The 14,567-nt window shown below is 52.9% G+C and carries 12 protein-coding genes; 5 read left to right on the top strand and 7 right to left on the bottom strand.

Annotated features, from left to right (window positions below; all coding sequences use genetic code 11):
• Positions 1–6 precede the first annotated feature (6 nt).
• Positions 7–2,325, bottom strand: a complete 2,319-nt coding sequence (locus EDM60_RS26565) for a transporter substrate-binding protein (protein WP_122966647.1) — start codon at positions 2,323–2,325, stop codon at positions 7–9.
• Between the two features lie 209 nt (positions 2,326–2,534).
• Here EDM60_RS26565 and EDM60_RS26555 point away from each other — a divergent pair, with 209 nt between their 5' ends.
• Both EDM60_RS26555 and EDM60_RS26550 read left to right on the top strand, forming a co-directional pair.
• Entirely contained in the window at positions 2,535–2,723 is a 189-nt protein-coding gene (locus tag EDM60_RS26555; protein WP_122966645.1) for a hypothetical protein, read from the top strand.
• Positions 2,716–4,131, top strand: a complete 1,416-nt coding sequence (locus tag EDM60_RS26550) for an amidase (protein WP_122966644.1) — start codon at positions 2,716–2,718, stop codon at positions 4,129–4,131. Before EDM60_RS26555 ends, EDM60_RS26550 begins: the two co-directional genes overlap by 8 nt.
• 349 nt (positions 4,132–4,480) lie before the next feature.
• Here the strand turns inward: EDM60_RS26550 and EDM60_RS26545 are convergent, their stop codons facing one another.
• The 3 genes from EDM60_RS26545 to EDM60_RS26535 form a co-directional block, all read right to left on the bottom strand.
• Complete coding sequence (locus EDM60_RS26545; RefSeq protein ID WP_122966643.1) at positions 4,481–5,917, bottom strand: ATP-binding protein; 1,437 nt, start codon at positions 5,915–5,917, stop codon at positions 4,481–4,483.
• The gene (locus EDM60_RS26540; protein WP_122966642.1) at positions 5,904–6,614 is read right to left on the bottom strand and encodes a response regulator transcription factor; all 711 of its coding nucleotides are present in this window, start codon (positions 6,612–6,614) and stop codon (positions 5,904–5,906) included. The genes EDM60_RS26545 and EDM60_RS26540 overlap by 14 nt, the downstream gene beginning before the upstream one ends.
• 78 nt (positions 6,615–6,692) lie before the next feature.
• Positions 6,693–8,054: a VCBS repeat-containing protein gene (locus tag EDM60_RS26535; protein WP_122966641.1), complete on the bottom strand. Its 1,362-nt coding sequence runs from the start codon at positions 8,052–8,054 to the stop codon at positions 6,693–6,695.
• 225 nt (positions 8,055–8,279) lie between these two features.
• Here EDM60_RS26535 and EDM60_RS26530 point away from each other — a divergent pair, with 225 nt between their 5' ends.
• On the top strand, positions 8,280–9,230 hold the full coding sequence (locus tag EDM60_RS26530; protein WP_122966640.1) for a hypothetical protein: 951 nt from the start codon (positions 8,280–8,282) through the stop codon (positions 9,228–9,230).
• Positions 9,231–9,524: 294 nt separating this feature from the next.
• Here EDM60_RS26530 and EDM60_RS26525 read toward each other — a convergent pair whose 3' ends face one another.
• Positions 9,525–10,286 carry a DUF3800 domain-containing protein gene (locus EDM60_RS26525; protein WP_122966639.1) on the bottom strand — a complete coding sequence of 254 codons (762 nt, stop codon included), beginning with the start codon at positions 10,284–10,286 and terminating at the stop codon, positions 9,525–9,527.
• Between the two features lie 202 nt (positions 10,287–10,488).
• Here EDM60_RS26525 and EDM60_RS26520 point away from each other — a divergent pair, with 202 nt between their 5' ends.
• Positions 10,489–11,697, top strand: coding sequence for a GTP-binding protein (locus EDM60_RS26520; RefSeq protein WP_122966638.1), 1,209 nt, complete (start codon positions 10,489–10,491; stop codon positions 11,695–11,697).
• A gap of 22 nt (positions 11,698–11,719) precedes the next feature.
• Entirely contained in the window at positions 11,720–11,869 is a 150-nt protein-coding gene (gene rpmG, locus EDM60_RS26515) for a 50S ribosomal protein L33 (RefSeq protein ID WP_063229390.1), read from the top strand.
• 187 nt (positions 11,870–12,056) lie between these two features.
• On the opposite strand, the gene EDM60_RS26505 is transcribed toward rpmG, so the two are convergent.
• Together EDM60_RS26505 and EDM60_RS26500 are read right to left on the bottom strand one after the other, a co-directional pair.
• Positions 12,057–13,196: a glycerate kinase gene (locus EDM60_RS26505; RefSeq protein WP_122966636.1), complete on the bottom strand. Its 1,140-nt coding sequence runs from the start codon at positions 13,194–13,196 to the stop codon at positions 12,057–12,059.
• A 117-nt stretch (positions 13,197–13,313) separates the two neighbouring features.
• The gene (locus EDM60_RS26500) at positions 13,314–14,480 is read right to left on the bottom strand and encodes a cation:proton antiporter (protein WP_122966635.1); all 1,167 of its coding nucleotides are present in this window, start codon (positions 14,478–14,480) and stop codon (positions 13,314–13,316) included.
• Positions 14,481–14,567: the final 87 nt, after the last annotated feature.

Here is a 14,567-nt window from a genome sequence, read left to right as displayed (position 1 = left end):
GTTTACTTAGGGTTCCTTGGCTGCCGGATTTTCCGGCAGTTTTTTTGTGCCTTCTTTTATTTTTCGATACAAGGTGCTGCGGGCGATACCGAGCATTTGCGCGGCCGCTTCCACGTTGGGCGATTTTTGCAGGGCTTCTTCGATCACTTTTTGCTCCAGCTTTTTCAAGGAAAAAGGAGAAGCGGACGGGAGGGGAACATCTTCGCGAATCTGGCTGGGCAAGTGTTCCGGGCGAATCGGTTCGCCTGCTCTTTTGGCTAACAAAAAAGCCCGTTCCACGACATTGCGCAGCTCGCGTACATTTCCCGGCCACTGGTAGTCTAAGAGGGCATTCCAGGCTGCCTTTTCGATGAGATGTGGCCCGTTGCCGTAAAGGGCACACAAGTCGTGCAGGAATTGCTGGGCGAGCTGCCGGATATCTTCGCTGCGCTCGCGCAGCGGCGGAATGGTGATGGACAGCACGTTCAAACGGTAAAACAAATCGGCCCGGAACGTATCGCCATTCGCCACGGCTTGCAGCAGATTGCGGTTGGTGGCGGCGATGATGCGGACGTTTATGGCTCGTTCCTTTGTATCGCCAAGGCGGACGATCTTTCTCGATTCGATGACGCGAAGCAGGACAGCCTGCAAGTCAAGCGGCATGTCGCCAATTTCGTCGAGAAAAATCGTTCCGTTGTTGGCCGCCTCAAATTTGCCGATCGCCCCGCCCTTTTTTGCTCCTGTAAATGCCCCGTCGACAAACCCGAACAGCTCGCTGGCGATCAAATCCCGCGGCAGCGAGGCAGCGTTTATCGCAAGAAAAGGACCGTGGCGGCGCTCGCTTTCCCGGTGAATCGCTTCGGCCAAAACTTCCTTGCCTGTTCCCGTTTCGCCCAAAATAAGCACATTGGCTTGCGATTCCGCCGCCAGACGAGCGACATTCAGCTCCGCTTGGTAGCCGGGATGGGATGTTCGCACGCGGCCAAAGGAAGCGGCAGGACTGGCAAGCTGAACGGTGGGTGTCGCTCTTGCTTTCGCTTTCAACAAGTAAAAAAGATAAGGCGCTTGCTCGGAGCATGTCACCTCATAGCGGGAAGAGAGGTCAGCCCAGTTGTTTTTTGCCACCGTTTGACCAGGGGAGAGCTGCGTCAAAGCAGATGCCTGCTCGCTCATGTAGACGATCAAGCCGTCCATGGTGGCCACGATAAGCGCTTCGTCGCTGATCCGGCTCCAACCGTTCAAGACCGTTTCAGGCAAAGCGCCAGGAAGCTTCGTATCTGTCAGGAAGGGAGCAGGCGAGATGCTGCGCTTGGAATCCCACACGATCTCGAATTGTCCGTTGGGGAGCGATTTGCCGATTTTGACGGGTCTGGACAGATGGCGATCAGAGGTGTCCAGCGCCATCGGGCCGCATACGGTCGGGAATGTGCGGCCCTTGATCTGCTTCACAATGTCCCGGTGGCTAATGCTTTTTGTGTCCAGCAAGCTTTCCAGGATGAGCTTGGTTCCCAGGTACGTGTTGTACATGACAGAGGAAATCGGGCGCTTTTCCCCGAGAAACCGCTGGAAAGTAGCGATGAACGCTTTGTTGTCCTCGCCAGGCAGCGACTGAAAATAGCTGGCGGAGCTGTAATGACCCGCGCGGTATGGCGTGCCGATTGCAGCCAGTTCCGTCTCTTTTGTGATCGGACTGAAAATGGGAATCTTTTTTCGCGGAGCCGCCATGCGGTGAAAATCCCGGTAAAAGGGCGCGATGCTTTTCCCGACCAGCGTGGAAAAGACGGCATCCGGCTGTTCTTCGGCGATATCGGACAAGACATCGTGAAAATGCTGGTGTCCGAACGGCACGTAATGCTCTTTTACAACCATGCCATTGCGTTGCGTCAAAAAGGAATGCACCTGCCGATGCGTTTCGCGCGGATAGTAGTAATCAGTGCCGATGCAGTAGACGCGCTTGCCGTAATGGCTGGTCATATAGTCCAGCAGCGTATGAATTTGCTGGTTCGGCAGCTCCCCGGTGTAGATGACGTTTGGGTGGCACTCCTTCCCCTCGTATAACGTCGGATAAACAAGCAGGCAATGGTATGCTTCCAGCACAGGGAGGATGGCTTGGCGGCAGGTCGACGTGTAGCAGCCTACGAAGATGCGAACTCCTTGCCGGGCCAGCTTTTCCGCTGCTTGTGCCCCTTTTCGCGGATCGGAGCCAATATCCGCTATGACAGCTTCGACTTGGCAGGAAGCGCGATTGTATTCCTCGATGGCGAACCTGGCAGCATCGCATTGCCCTTTTTCGGTGAGCGAGGTAGTTCCCGTCAAGGAAAAAAGCAAGCCGATTTGGATGCGCACAATATCCCCTCGTTTCATGTCTTGATTTGCGAAAACCAGTCTCAAAATGAGAAAGAGCGTGTTTGCCGCGAGTTTTGTATAGAAAAATCAGAAAATTACGCGTGGAAGTCTGTTAATGAAACAGATTCTTCGCGGCAAATGCTTGTCCTGCCTCTGTTTTTGATTGGCATAAGAGTTGCGATAGGAAAAGCGCAAAAGGAAGGAGGGGAATGGCTTTGAAATTGTTCATTCTCGATAGTCTGGAAACAAAAGGCGTGAGAGTGCCCAAGGAGCATCTCGATGAACTGGAGATGAGATGGCAGGGGATCGTCAGTTTGAAGCAAGAGACAGAAGCGGCTTTGCTGGATGATCACGATATCGCATTGCGAAATATCCCGGGGGGTGACCATCTTGAGTAAAGAGTTGATCGGCAAGTCGGCAGAAGAGCTGGCTGGCCTGCTGGAAAAGCGGGATGTCTCCTCGCTGGAACTGACGAGGGCTGTTTTGGATCACGCCGAAGCGTTGAATCCGACGATCAATGCGTATTTGTCCATTACGAGAGAAGCGGCTGAGAAAGCGGCCGCAAAAGCAGATGCGGAGATTGCTTCCGGCGGGTATCGCGGGATGTATCACGGGATTCCAATGGGGATCAAGGACAACTTGTACTTTCAAAATGAAGTGACGACGATGGCATCGAAAATTCATCAGCATTTTGTTCCAGATTACGATGCGACGATTATTGCCAAGCTGCGGGAAGCCGGGGCTGTCTTTACCGGAAAGCTGAACATGCATGAATACGCGTGGGGGATTACGAACAACAATCCGCATTACGGCGCGTGCCGGAACCCGTGGAACCCGGATAAAATCCCAGGCGGTTCAAGCGGCGGCTCGGGAGCAGCAGTGGCAGCGGATATGTGCGTCGCTTCGCTTGGCACGGATACGGCTGGCTCCATTCGCATTCCGTCTTCTGCTTGCGGGATTGTCGGGTTGAAGCCGACGCACGGCAGGGTAAGCAAATACGGCTGCTTTCCGCTCTCCTGGTCGCTTGACCATATCGGCCCGATGACGAAAACGGTGAAGGATGCGGCAGGCTTGCTGGAAATCATTGCAGGCTACGATCCAAACGATCCGACATCTGTAAATGCGCCTGTTGCTACATACACGGCTGAGCTGACTGGCGATGTGAGCAAGCTGGTGATCGGGGTGAACGAGGACTATTTCTTCAAGCAGGTGGATACGGAAGTGGAGCGGCTGGTGAGGAAGGCGATCCAGGCACTCGCAGATCAAGGCGCCAGAGTGGAGGCGGTCGAGATTCCGGCACTTGCCTACGCGGAGTACGCAGAGATGATTACGATTTTGTCAGAGGCCGCTACCATCCATCATCGCAATTTGCTGAAGCGGCCGGACGACTTTGGCAGCGATATCCGCCTGTTGTTTGAGCTGGGAGAGCTTCCGTCTGCGGTCGAATACTTGCAGGCGCAGCAGCTTCGCCGCCAAATCAAGCGCGACTTCCGCAAGGCTTTTGAAAAGGTGAATGTGATCATTGCCCCGACTTTGCCGATTATTGCGCCTAATATCGGAGAGGCGTTCGCTGACTTGAATGGTGAACAGGTCGACTTGATCAATCAGATCATTCGCTTTACCGGGCCGAGCAATCTCACCGGACTGCCCGCTTTGACGGTTCCTTGTGGGCTGAAGAACGGAATGCCGGTAGGCTTGCAAATCATTGGTCCAGCTCTGCAAGAAGGGCTGGTGCTGAATGTGGGCTACGCGGTGGAGCAGACGAATCCGTTGCAAGGCAAAAAACCGGAGCTGGTGCGGGTGTAGCGTGTAACTGTAAACACCAAGGAAAATGGCACAGGGAACGAGCGGAACAGGCAGCGCATGTGCATGTGCCAAGGCAAGCAAGGAAAAAGGCAGCGGCTGTCCCGGACAGGAAAAAGTCATGGGACAGCGCTGCCTTTTTGTATGGTATAGACACGTGTTTTATTAGCGATGCATGTACCTGGCGATATCGGACAGCTTTTTGCTGCGCAACCTTCGCATTCAAGCAGGCTGCGCTGTTCGGACAGCTTTTGGGAAGCGAGAGTACAATTGCAGGTAGAATCAAAACCGATCGGCGAGGCAAAACCTCTGTGCCGGGTGTGTACGTCGAGGAAGTAAGCGATTGCCGTTTTCACTCCGTTCGTTCCACCGTCGACGCGCTTCCGGCAAGTCCGGCAAGGGGAGGGGCCAGAGGCAAATCAACCATGATGGAAGTGCCGCGCCCTTGCTCGCTGCTGACCAGGAATCGACCTGTGTGGAGTTGAATGATCTCCTTGCAGATCGCAAGCCCCAGGCCGCTTCCAGACAGCTTGGAGGTGCCTTTGAAAAACTTTTCCGTGACATGCGGCAAATCGTTCGGATGGATGCCCTCTCCGCTATCCGTTACGGTGACCGTCAGCCTGTCTTCCGAGGCCGTTGCCGCTACGCATATCGTGCCGCCTTTTGGCGTGAATTTGAAGGCGTTGTCCAGCAGATTGACAAACACTTGCTTCAACCTGTTTGGATCGCCCATGACGATCAGCGGAGAAGCGGGCAGGTCGAGTTGAAAATCGATTTGCTTCTCCTGGGAGCGGATGGCGAATTGCACATGCATATCGTCCAAAATCTCGCGCAAGTCCATCCGTTCGCGGGAAAGCTTCATCTCGCCGGACTGAAACTTGGAAAAGTCGAGCAGTTCTTCTACCAGGCCGATGAGCCGATCCGTTTCCTTGGAGATGACTTCAAGGCCGAGCATCGTTTCCTCCGGCTCCTCCAAGCCGCCAGAAATGAGCGTTTCCCCCCAGCCTTTTATCGAAGTGAGCGGCGTGCGCAGCTCGTGGGAGACGGAGGAGATGAAGTCGTTTTTCAGCTTCTCGTTTTTGCCGATCTCCGCTGCCATGTAGTTGAATGTATCGGCCAGCGTTCCTACCTCGTCATCGTAGCGTTTGGGGGCGCGAGCGGTGAAATTGCCCTCGGCCATTTGCTTCGCGGCGTTGGTCAGCTCTTCGATCGGGTCGACGATTCGTTTTGCCATGAGCAGGCTGAGAGCAAAAGCCAGCAAAACTACGCCCGCCCCAACACTCAGTCCGTAGAGGGCAATGCGATTAACCGCCTGATATAAAGGCTCGGCGGAGATCGTGTAGCGCAGCACCCCGACGTATTCAGAAGCAAACGTGAGCGGATTGGAGATGGCAATTACCCGCTCGCGGGATTGCGGGCTTCTGCCGACAAACAGTCCTTTTTGCCCGCGAATGGCATCTGTGACGTCGGAAGTCTGGATCAGCTCTCCTGTCTGGAACCCGTAAGAGTTGAGGATGACTTTGCCATTCAGGTCGAGAACCTCGATTTTGGCATACTCCTGACTGGATATGTTCTCCAAAATATAACGAGCTTTATCCTTCAGGCGGTAGCCGGTAGCGTATTTGTTGATAAAATTGGTGAACGTCGTGCTGCGTGTTTCCAATGCTTCGGTCGCTGTCCCGAAGTAGTAAGTGTGGACAGCCCAATAAAACAGGCCTTCCAGCAACAACACAATCAAAAGCAGGATCATGCCGAAGTAGAGGACAAGCCTGCTTTTAATTCCTTTCATGAGGAGCATCCTTTCGCCACAGGTACCCGTATCCCCAAACTGTTTCCAGGAAAGTCGGGTGAGCAGGATCATCCTCGATTTTTTGCCGGATTCTCCGCATGTTCACGTCGACGATCTTCAAGTCGCCGACGAAAAATTGGCCCCAGACGTTGGTCAAAATCTCATCGCGGCTGATTGCTTTGTTCGCGTTCTCGGCCAACAGCTTGATAATCGCGAACTCTTTCGGGGTCAGGACAATTTCCTGGTCCTTTTTCGTCAGCTTCCGCTCATCGAGCAGCAAGGTGAACGGGGCAATATCAATGACGTTTTTGTCTTCAACAGCTGCGGGAACAGGAGCGAGCCTGCGGTGCAGCGCCTTGACGCGAGCCAACAGCTCTGCGGGACTGAACGGCTTGGACACATAGTCGTCGGCGCCGAACTCCAGCCCCATTACTTTGTCCAGCTCCTGACTTTTGGCGGTGAGCATGATGATGCCCAGCCGCGGATATTTTTTGCGCAGATGCCCGCATACTTCAAAGCCGTCGATGCCAGGCAGCATGACGTCGAGAATGGCAATCTCGATATCGGTATTGGCGTCTGCGATCTCCAGTGCTTCTTCTCCGGTGGCTGCCTCGATGACTTCCCAGCCTTCGCGTTTCAGATTGATGCGCACAAAATCGCGGATCGATTTTTCATCTTCCAGCAATAAAACCTTCATAAGGCAAATCCCCTTGATCTGATTTCGACTTTTTCAGCTATCCATAGACGATGGACGGGTAAACAGCGCTGGCCTTTATCACGGAATGGATAAAGGCTTGTAGAGCTGGCGTATTTCGTCGGCAGTGAGCTGCATGGCACGGTACTCCTGCATGGCAGACTTGCCGAGGTTAGGTGCTGCTTGCGGCAGAATCGCGATCAAAACTTGCTTGCCCTCTTCTTTCAGCAGGACGTAAGGAACTTGCTTCTGCTTGAGTCCGTTCTCGAATTTGCTCCACTCGGTTTGCGGAACGCTTTGGAGAGTCAAAAGCTCGGCTTTATTTTTCCCGTTTTCTCCGTAGTAGAAAAAGCGCATCGTGAACGAATTGGAGCTGGGGAGGGTCGCGAGTGAGTATTTGTCCCGCCATTTATCGGGAATTTTCAGATCGATGCCCTGGGCAAAGTTCTGGTAGTGATCCTCCACGTGTTTCAGCCCCGTTTTTCCATCCCATTGAAAGTAGGAGGAGATCCAAGGAATTTCGGCCATCGCCATATCTTCCGTCCCAAGCGGCTGAATCATCGTGCCGACCTCAATAATTCCATCCCCGTTAATATCCTCACTGTACAAAGAATAAGCCTTGAAGGTCAAATCCATTTCTCCCTCTACTTTAGCCAGCGGATTGCGCAGCTCGCCATTTTCCCAGAGCAGCAGGTCGGTGGCAGAGGAATGTGCGCCGACACCCGATTCGATAAACAGCGCATTGCGCGTAGGCGATGCTTTGCCGATAATCGCCTGTTCGTATCCGTTTACGTAGCCGTCGAGCGCGATCTCAGTCAGTTTGGTAATTTTCCCGTCTTTTGCGCCGAACAGCTCTGCTTTGGAGGTGAAGTTGGTGTGATCGTGCATGACCAGGGCAAGCTCGGGCTGTTGATCTCCGTTCAGGTCGCCAACCGCCATTACCGAATACGACTGCTTCATCAGTTCCTGGGTCTTGTCATCGGCGATCGAAAAGACGGACAGTTCTTTGTTCAAGCCGTCACCGCCGCCCAATCCTATCAGCATCTCCGGGATATGGTCGCCAGTCAGGTCGTTGAACGAAACGTAGTCCAGCTCATTGCCGATCCCGGTAAAAGAAGTCAGCTTTTGCCAGTTTCCCTGCTTTTGGGTCAGCACCAGCACGCCGATCTCGTAGTCGGTTTTATCTGACTTGTAAAACGCGACAACCTCGGGAGCCCCGTCTCCGTTCAAGTCTTGCAGGGAGACAGCGCTTGCTTCCGCAGGGTGCAGCGGGACCGCCAGCTGAGAACCGGCAGGCAAAAATTGCATGACGGCCTGATTGATCGATTTCTGGTCGCCGTCAGCCGAAGGGGCGCGCATCAATTCATTTGGAGTATCTGTCAGGCCGCAACCGCTCAACAAGGCAGCGCAGAATGCCGCAGACAAGAGCCAAGCCTTTTTCATTGTGATTGTTCCTTTCTGTAGCTGCTTCACATTTGACTCTATTGTAGCTTGCCGCTTCTGTAAAGTTGTTGCAAATCGGTAAAAACGAGCAAGAAAACTTAGGAATTATTTACTAGCAACATTTACCCTGTCCCCCTCGTTAGAGATGTATAGAGGGAAGGAAATACACGGGTGTAACAATCTGGCAAGAAATAGCATGCCCATTTACAGAGGAGGAGAACAATTATGAAACGATGGCAAAAGGCAATGGCAGCGATCGCATGTAGCGGCGCGATTCTCATCGCATCAGGAGTGGGAGCCGATCCGGTTCATGCGAGCACTTTCCAGACGCAGGCATATGCTCCGGTAGTCCTGCTCCAGCCTGGGCAAGATATCCCGTTTTCCGTTCAGTTTACCGCTGGATTTCAGGCGAAGGTGACCAACTTGCGCACAAAAGCGGTCACGACAATTGATTTGTCCGCGAACAAGACGAAGTATATGGACAAAGGGATTTATCAAGCGGACGGAAAGCTGTTGAGGACGATGGACGGGTTTACGCAAAAGCTGGTTGAACTCGTGCCTTTCCGCGACGCCAAAGGCAACCTGCGCTGGATAGGCAAACAGATTATGTGGGGATTCAACAACGAGGATTACGTTGCAGTGGCGACCAGCGTGTGGAATGTCGTTGACAACAAGCCGCAACTGCTGTCACTGACGGTGGAAAAAGCGGACGAAGACAACATGCCATCGCAGGAAGTTTCGATTAATAGCGGTTTTAGCATGCGGGGCGACAGTACATATGTACTGGATACGAAGTATGCCGATGTAACGGGCGATGGGGTAAAAGACCAGATTCTTTTGATCGGAGACAAAATGGGCTTCTCCATGAACCAGACAGCGAAAAATTTGCGGCTGGTCGTGCGGGAAGGAAAAGATCATCAACAGACGATCATCCCCGTGGGCAAACGCGATCAAGGATTGCTGCCAAAATTGGCGATCGCGGATGGCAATCAGGATCAGGTGAAGGACATTTTGGTTACCATGCCTACGGCTGCAGGCAATGTGTACAGTCAGATCACCTGGAAAGAGAACCGTCCTCGTCCGGTTGTGGAGCAGGATCAGTTGAACAATCGCACTGTATACCAGCCGGTAATGGGCGTGCATGGAGAAGCTGTTGCGATGAAAAGACTGCGCTAAAGCGACTGGCGCAAGGAGAAGAGCAAATCCTCTTCTCCTTGCTTGTTCATGAGCCTTGACAAAAAAAGGAACCAGGCATACAATAGAAATCGAGGGATTTGCTCGCACGTTGTGTACGACTAAATCCACATGAAATTAAGGCATTCTGTGCGTAGCTCAGTTTTTGATCTATGAACAGAGTGTCTTAATTTGTTTTGGGCATAAAAGCGCCGGATTGTGGATAGGGTAGGAACAGGTCGCACGTTGTGTACGACCGAAAAGAGGAGTTCGCACGTTGGGTGCGTTCTCCTCTTTTTATTTATACTCCCATGTGATGATCTTGGATTTCAGGTGCCTGGTGTAAAGAGCGAAGAGGGTCTCCTGGTGCCGTTTGCGCGGAGGAAAGCCGTAGATCGCCCGAAAATAAACGGAAGTGATGAAGTTGATCATGTCGGCAAGCTGGATCAGGTTTGCGTTTGTATCATGCGACAATTTGATTTGAAGGTCCGGGTACACCCGGCGATTTGCCGGATTTCGCAAGGCGTCACGAAAATGGTTGAGTTCGCTAGGCTTGCCGTCGTCACAGATGATGAAGGCGTAAGAATCGGAATGACTCATCTCGTTTGAGAGGCACTTCACGAGTTCCGTATACGCATGAAGGTGCATCCGGTTATGATTCGTTTCTTTTGCCTTGGCCTGATAAAGCGGCTTGTTGACAAGGGCCGCCACCACTTTTACCTCGGCAGCTTTCACCAGAGACAGCAATTCATCAACGACCCGGAAGCGTTGTGCATCTGACAAATTATAGTAAAAATTTTCGCCATCAATAAATGCTTTTCCGTGTATCTCGAACTTTTTGAAGAAATCGATGTGCGGAAATTGCTCGGCGGGTATCCCGTGGATGGCTGCTTTTATGTCTTTTTCCAGGTTGTCTTTTATTTTCTGCACTTCACGGTGCAAGTGGATTTGGTGATGGATCGGAACAAGTACGCCTGCATAGCAGAGTACCGGCTGGTTTTTCATATCGTTGAAGCCGTTGTTTCCTGACTCATCCGTGTAAAACCCGTATAAAGTCACATTTGCTCCTACTTTCGACTGCGACATAGTTCGATTATACCAAATAAAGGAACAGAAAGAGGACGTGTTTTGGGCCGTGGGGAGTTCGTTAAATCGTAATTATTTCGTTTTGTGTTGACATGACGACTTCGGTTGGTTTAGTATGATTCATGAATCGTAATGATTACGTTTTATTAAACAAACAGACAAAGGAGAGCAACTGATGAACGATACAAGAATCCCGGTAACAGTGTTGAGCGGCTACTTGGGAGCAGGGAAGACGACATTGCTCAATCACGTTTTGAACAACCGGGACGGATTGCGCGTCGCCGTCATTGTCAACGACCTTAGCGAAGTGAATATGGATGGAGCTTTGGTAGTGCAAGGGGGAGGCATTTCCCGCGTAGATGAAAAGGTCGTGGAGATGTCGAACGGCTGCATTTGCTGCACTTTGCGGGAAGATTTGCTGACAGAAGTGGAGCGGTTGGCGCTCGAAGGACGGTATGACTACATACTGATCGAATCGACAGGGATCGGCGAGCCTGTTCCGGTCGCGCAAACGTTCACATATGTTGATGAGGAGAACGGGATTAATTTGTCGCTGTTGACCCGGTTGGACACGATGGTGACAGTGGTGGATGCCTACCGTTTCTGGCATGACTTTTCCTCGGGGGAAAGCTTGTTGGACAGGGATCAGGCTGTGGGCGAGGACGATACGCGAGAAGTGGTCGATTTGCTGGTGGATCAGATTGAGTTTTGCGACGTGCTGATCTTGAACAAGTGCGATCGCGTAGCTCCCGAGGATTTGGAGCAGTTGGAAGCTGTGCTGAGAAAATTGCAGCCAAAGGCGCGCTTGATTCGCTCCGTACGCGGTCAGGTCGATCCACACGAGATTTTGAATACAGGCTTGTTTGATTTCGAAGCTGCCAGCCAATCGGCGGGCTGGATTGCGGAGCTGCAAAAAGAGGAGCATACCCCGGAGACTGACGAGTACGGGATTTCTTCGTTTGTCTACCGCGTGCGCCGACCTTTTCACCCGGAACGATTTGGCGAATGGCTTGCGCAATGGCCGGAAGAGGTCGTGCGAGCCAAAGGTTTTTTCTGGCTGGCAACGCGAAATGATCTGGCGATGACGCTCAGTCAGGCAGGGCCGTCCATTGAAGTGGGAACAGCCGGGTACTGGACGGCAGCGCTGCCGCCAGAGGAACAGCAGGCGGTGCTTGCAGAAGAGACGGATTGGCAGCACAATTGGGACCCGAATCACGGCGACAGGATGACAGAGGTGGTGTTCATCGGCATTGGGCTGGATCAGACAGCGGTGACAGAGCAACTCGATGCCTGTCTCTTGACGGACGAGGAATACGAGTCGGACTGGGGCATGCTCCCTGATCCGTTGCCTACAGCCAGCACCGTCGTAGAGATGTCGATGTAAAAGGAAAAAGGAGGAGCGTCACATGCGCGTAAACATTACTTTGCAGTGTACGGAAACAGGAGATCGGAACTACATCACGACCAAAAACAAAAGAACGCATCCAGAGCGGCTGGAGCTGAAAAAATATTCGCCTCGCCTGAAACGCCATACGCTGCACCGGGAGACGAAGTAAACAAAGCGGTCATGACCGTTTTGTTGACCGCAAGCGGCCACATCCCATTTCATGAAAAAAAGCCCTTTCTCATGCTGCGAAAATCAGGTCAGTTCCGGACCGATCCTTCGCAGGCGAGGGAGGGCTTTTTTGCTGAAGAATGGAAGGAAGTTGCAAACAGTGTGAACCAGCCACGGGCCGGACGGTTTCAGCCGTTTTTGCCCAAGGCGTAGACGCGCATGACTTGCTCAGCGGCTTGTTCCAACAGGGAAGCGCCATTCTGCATGGCTTCATCCAGCGTCATCGGCTTGTTGGTGATCCCGATGACAGCGGTAACGCCTTTTTCGTACAAAGCTTCTATGCCTTCCCCGACAGAGCCTGCCAGCACGATGACAGGAATGCCGCATTGCTGCGCGAGCTGTGCTACGCCGCATGGTGTCTTGCCTTGCGCTGTTTGAAAATCGACCTGGCCTTCTCCGCTGATGACGAGATCGGCTCCGTCCATGGCGAGAGCGAGCCGGGTCGTTTCCATGACGATCTGAATCCCGGATTGCAGCTTGCCGCCGAGAAAAGCCAAAAGCGCCCCTGCCACGCCGCCTGCCGCTCCTGTCCCGGGCAAGTCGTGAATGGCGGTGCCAGTCGTTTGTTTGATCACGTCGGCAAAATGCCGCAAATGCTCGTCCAGTGCGAGAACCATTTGCGGGGTGGCGCCTTTTTGCGGGCCAAATACGCGGGAAGCACCGTTTGGACCGACAAACGGATTGTCGACATCGCAGGCGATGACAAATTGGCACGCATCCAGCCGTTTGTCTTTGTCGCTGTCGTCGATATGCGATAGCCGCGAAAGCTCGCCGCCGCCAAAAGCAAGCGGCTGATTGTTTGCATCGAGCAGCCTGTAGCCCAAAGCTTGCAGCATTCCGGCACCGCCATCGTTGGTCGCGCTGCCGCCGAGTCCGAGAATAAAGCGTCGGCACCCGTGATCGAGTCCCGCCAAAATCAGCTGGCCGAAGCCGTATGTAGTAGTGAGCAGCGGATTGCGTTCGTCTTTGGCGATGAGATACAGACCAGATGCTGAGGCAAGCTCGATGACGCAGGTCACGCCGTCGCCAAGAATGCCGAACTGGGCTGCAATCGTGCGTCCGAGCGGGTCCATGGCCTGCGCAGTCAAAACTGTGCCATTGGTGGCATCAACGAGGCACTGCATGGTTCCTTCGCCGCCGTCTGCCATGGGCGAGACGATAACTTCGGCTTGGGGGCAGGCGCGTTGTACCCCTGCGCGAATCGCTTCACCTGCTTGCTTGGCCGTGAGACTTCCTTTGAAAGAATCGGGGGCGATGACGACTTTCATGCGGGACACCCTCCTTTTTTCTTCATGATAAGCCGAAACGACTCGCCAAAGAAACGTCTGCCGATGAAAAAAGCTGCCCCGGCGTCGCGTGACGCGGAGCAGCCTGTTTTTTTGTCGTTACGCATTCTTTTTCATCAACAGCTTTTCTTCCTGTCCGTCCTTGTCGGCAAAAAACCACTTCATCATCGGCGGGGTAACAATCGTCGTCAAAAGAACAACGACGATCAAGACGGCAAACATATCGTCTGTCAGCAGATTGTTTTCCAACCCGATGGCGGCGATAATCAGCGCCACTTCGCCCCGCGATACCATGGCCGCTCCGATTGCCATTGAATTTTTCCAGGGGAACCCGGTCATTTTGGCGCCAAGGGCACCGCCAACGAGCTTGGAGACAATGGCGATGACACTCAAGATGACGATCAGCCACAGATTTTCCACAATACCGGAAAACTGCGCAGTTACCCCGATCGAGGTGAAAAAGACCGGAACGAATACCGCGTAGCTGATCGTTTCCACCTTGTGCGTAACTTCTTCCTTGTACGTGGTCAGGCTGATTGCCACACCAGCGATATAGGAGCCGATGATCGCGGCTACACCTGTATACTCGGCAAAGTAGGCAAACAGGAAACAAATAATCAGGGCGGCGGAAATGACGGATTCGGTTACTTGCAACGGCGCGAATTTACGCAGAACCCATGGAACCACTTTCCACGACAGGAGAATGACGACGGCGAAAAACGCGACCTTTTTCAAAACGACCATTCCCAGGTTGACGTCGCCGCCCGCAAAGCTCATCAAAAAGGCGAGGGCCAAAATGACAAGAACGTCGTCAATCACAGCAGCACCCATGATGGTCGCGCCTTCCCTGGATTTTAGCTTGCCCAGTTCTTTCAGCGTTTGGACGGAAATACTCACGCTGGTTGCGGAGAGCAAGAGTCCCAAGAAGACCGATTCGATCGAGGATAGTCCCATCGTGATTCCGGCTACATACCCGAGAGCCAAAGGGGCGATGATGCCCGCCACACCTACACTGGTGGAGGATTTGGCGGTGCGCTTGAACTCGTCTATATCGGTTTCCAAACCCGCGATGAACATGAGCAGAATGACCCCGATCTGGCTGATTTCTTTCAAAATTTCCGTGTCAGTGACAAGCCCGAGAACAGTAGGGCCGAGAACGATACCGATGAGCAACTTCCCCAAAACGGACGGCTGTCCCAGGCGCACACTGATGTCACCGGCGATTTTGGAGGCGATCAAGATGACAGCCAGCTGAAAAATAAGCATGTGGTTTCCCCCTTTATCTTTTTGAAAAAAAACAAAAAGAGCCCGTAATCAAGGGGTTTTTCTTTTTGTCAGCTAAAAAAAGACAAA

Source organism: Brevibacillus parabrevis (genome assembly GCF_003710905.1).
Lineage (GTDB): Bacteria > Bacillota > Bacilli > Brevibacillales > Brevibacillaceae > Brevibacillus > Brevibacillus parabrevis.
This window is presented reverse-complemented; position numbering and strand designations above follow the sequence as displayed.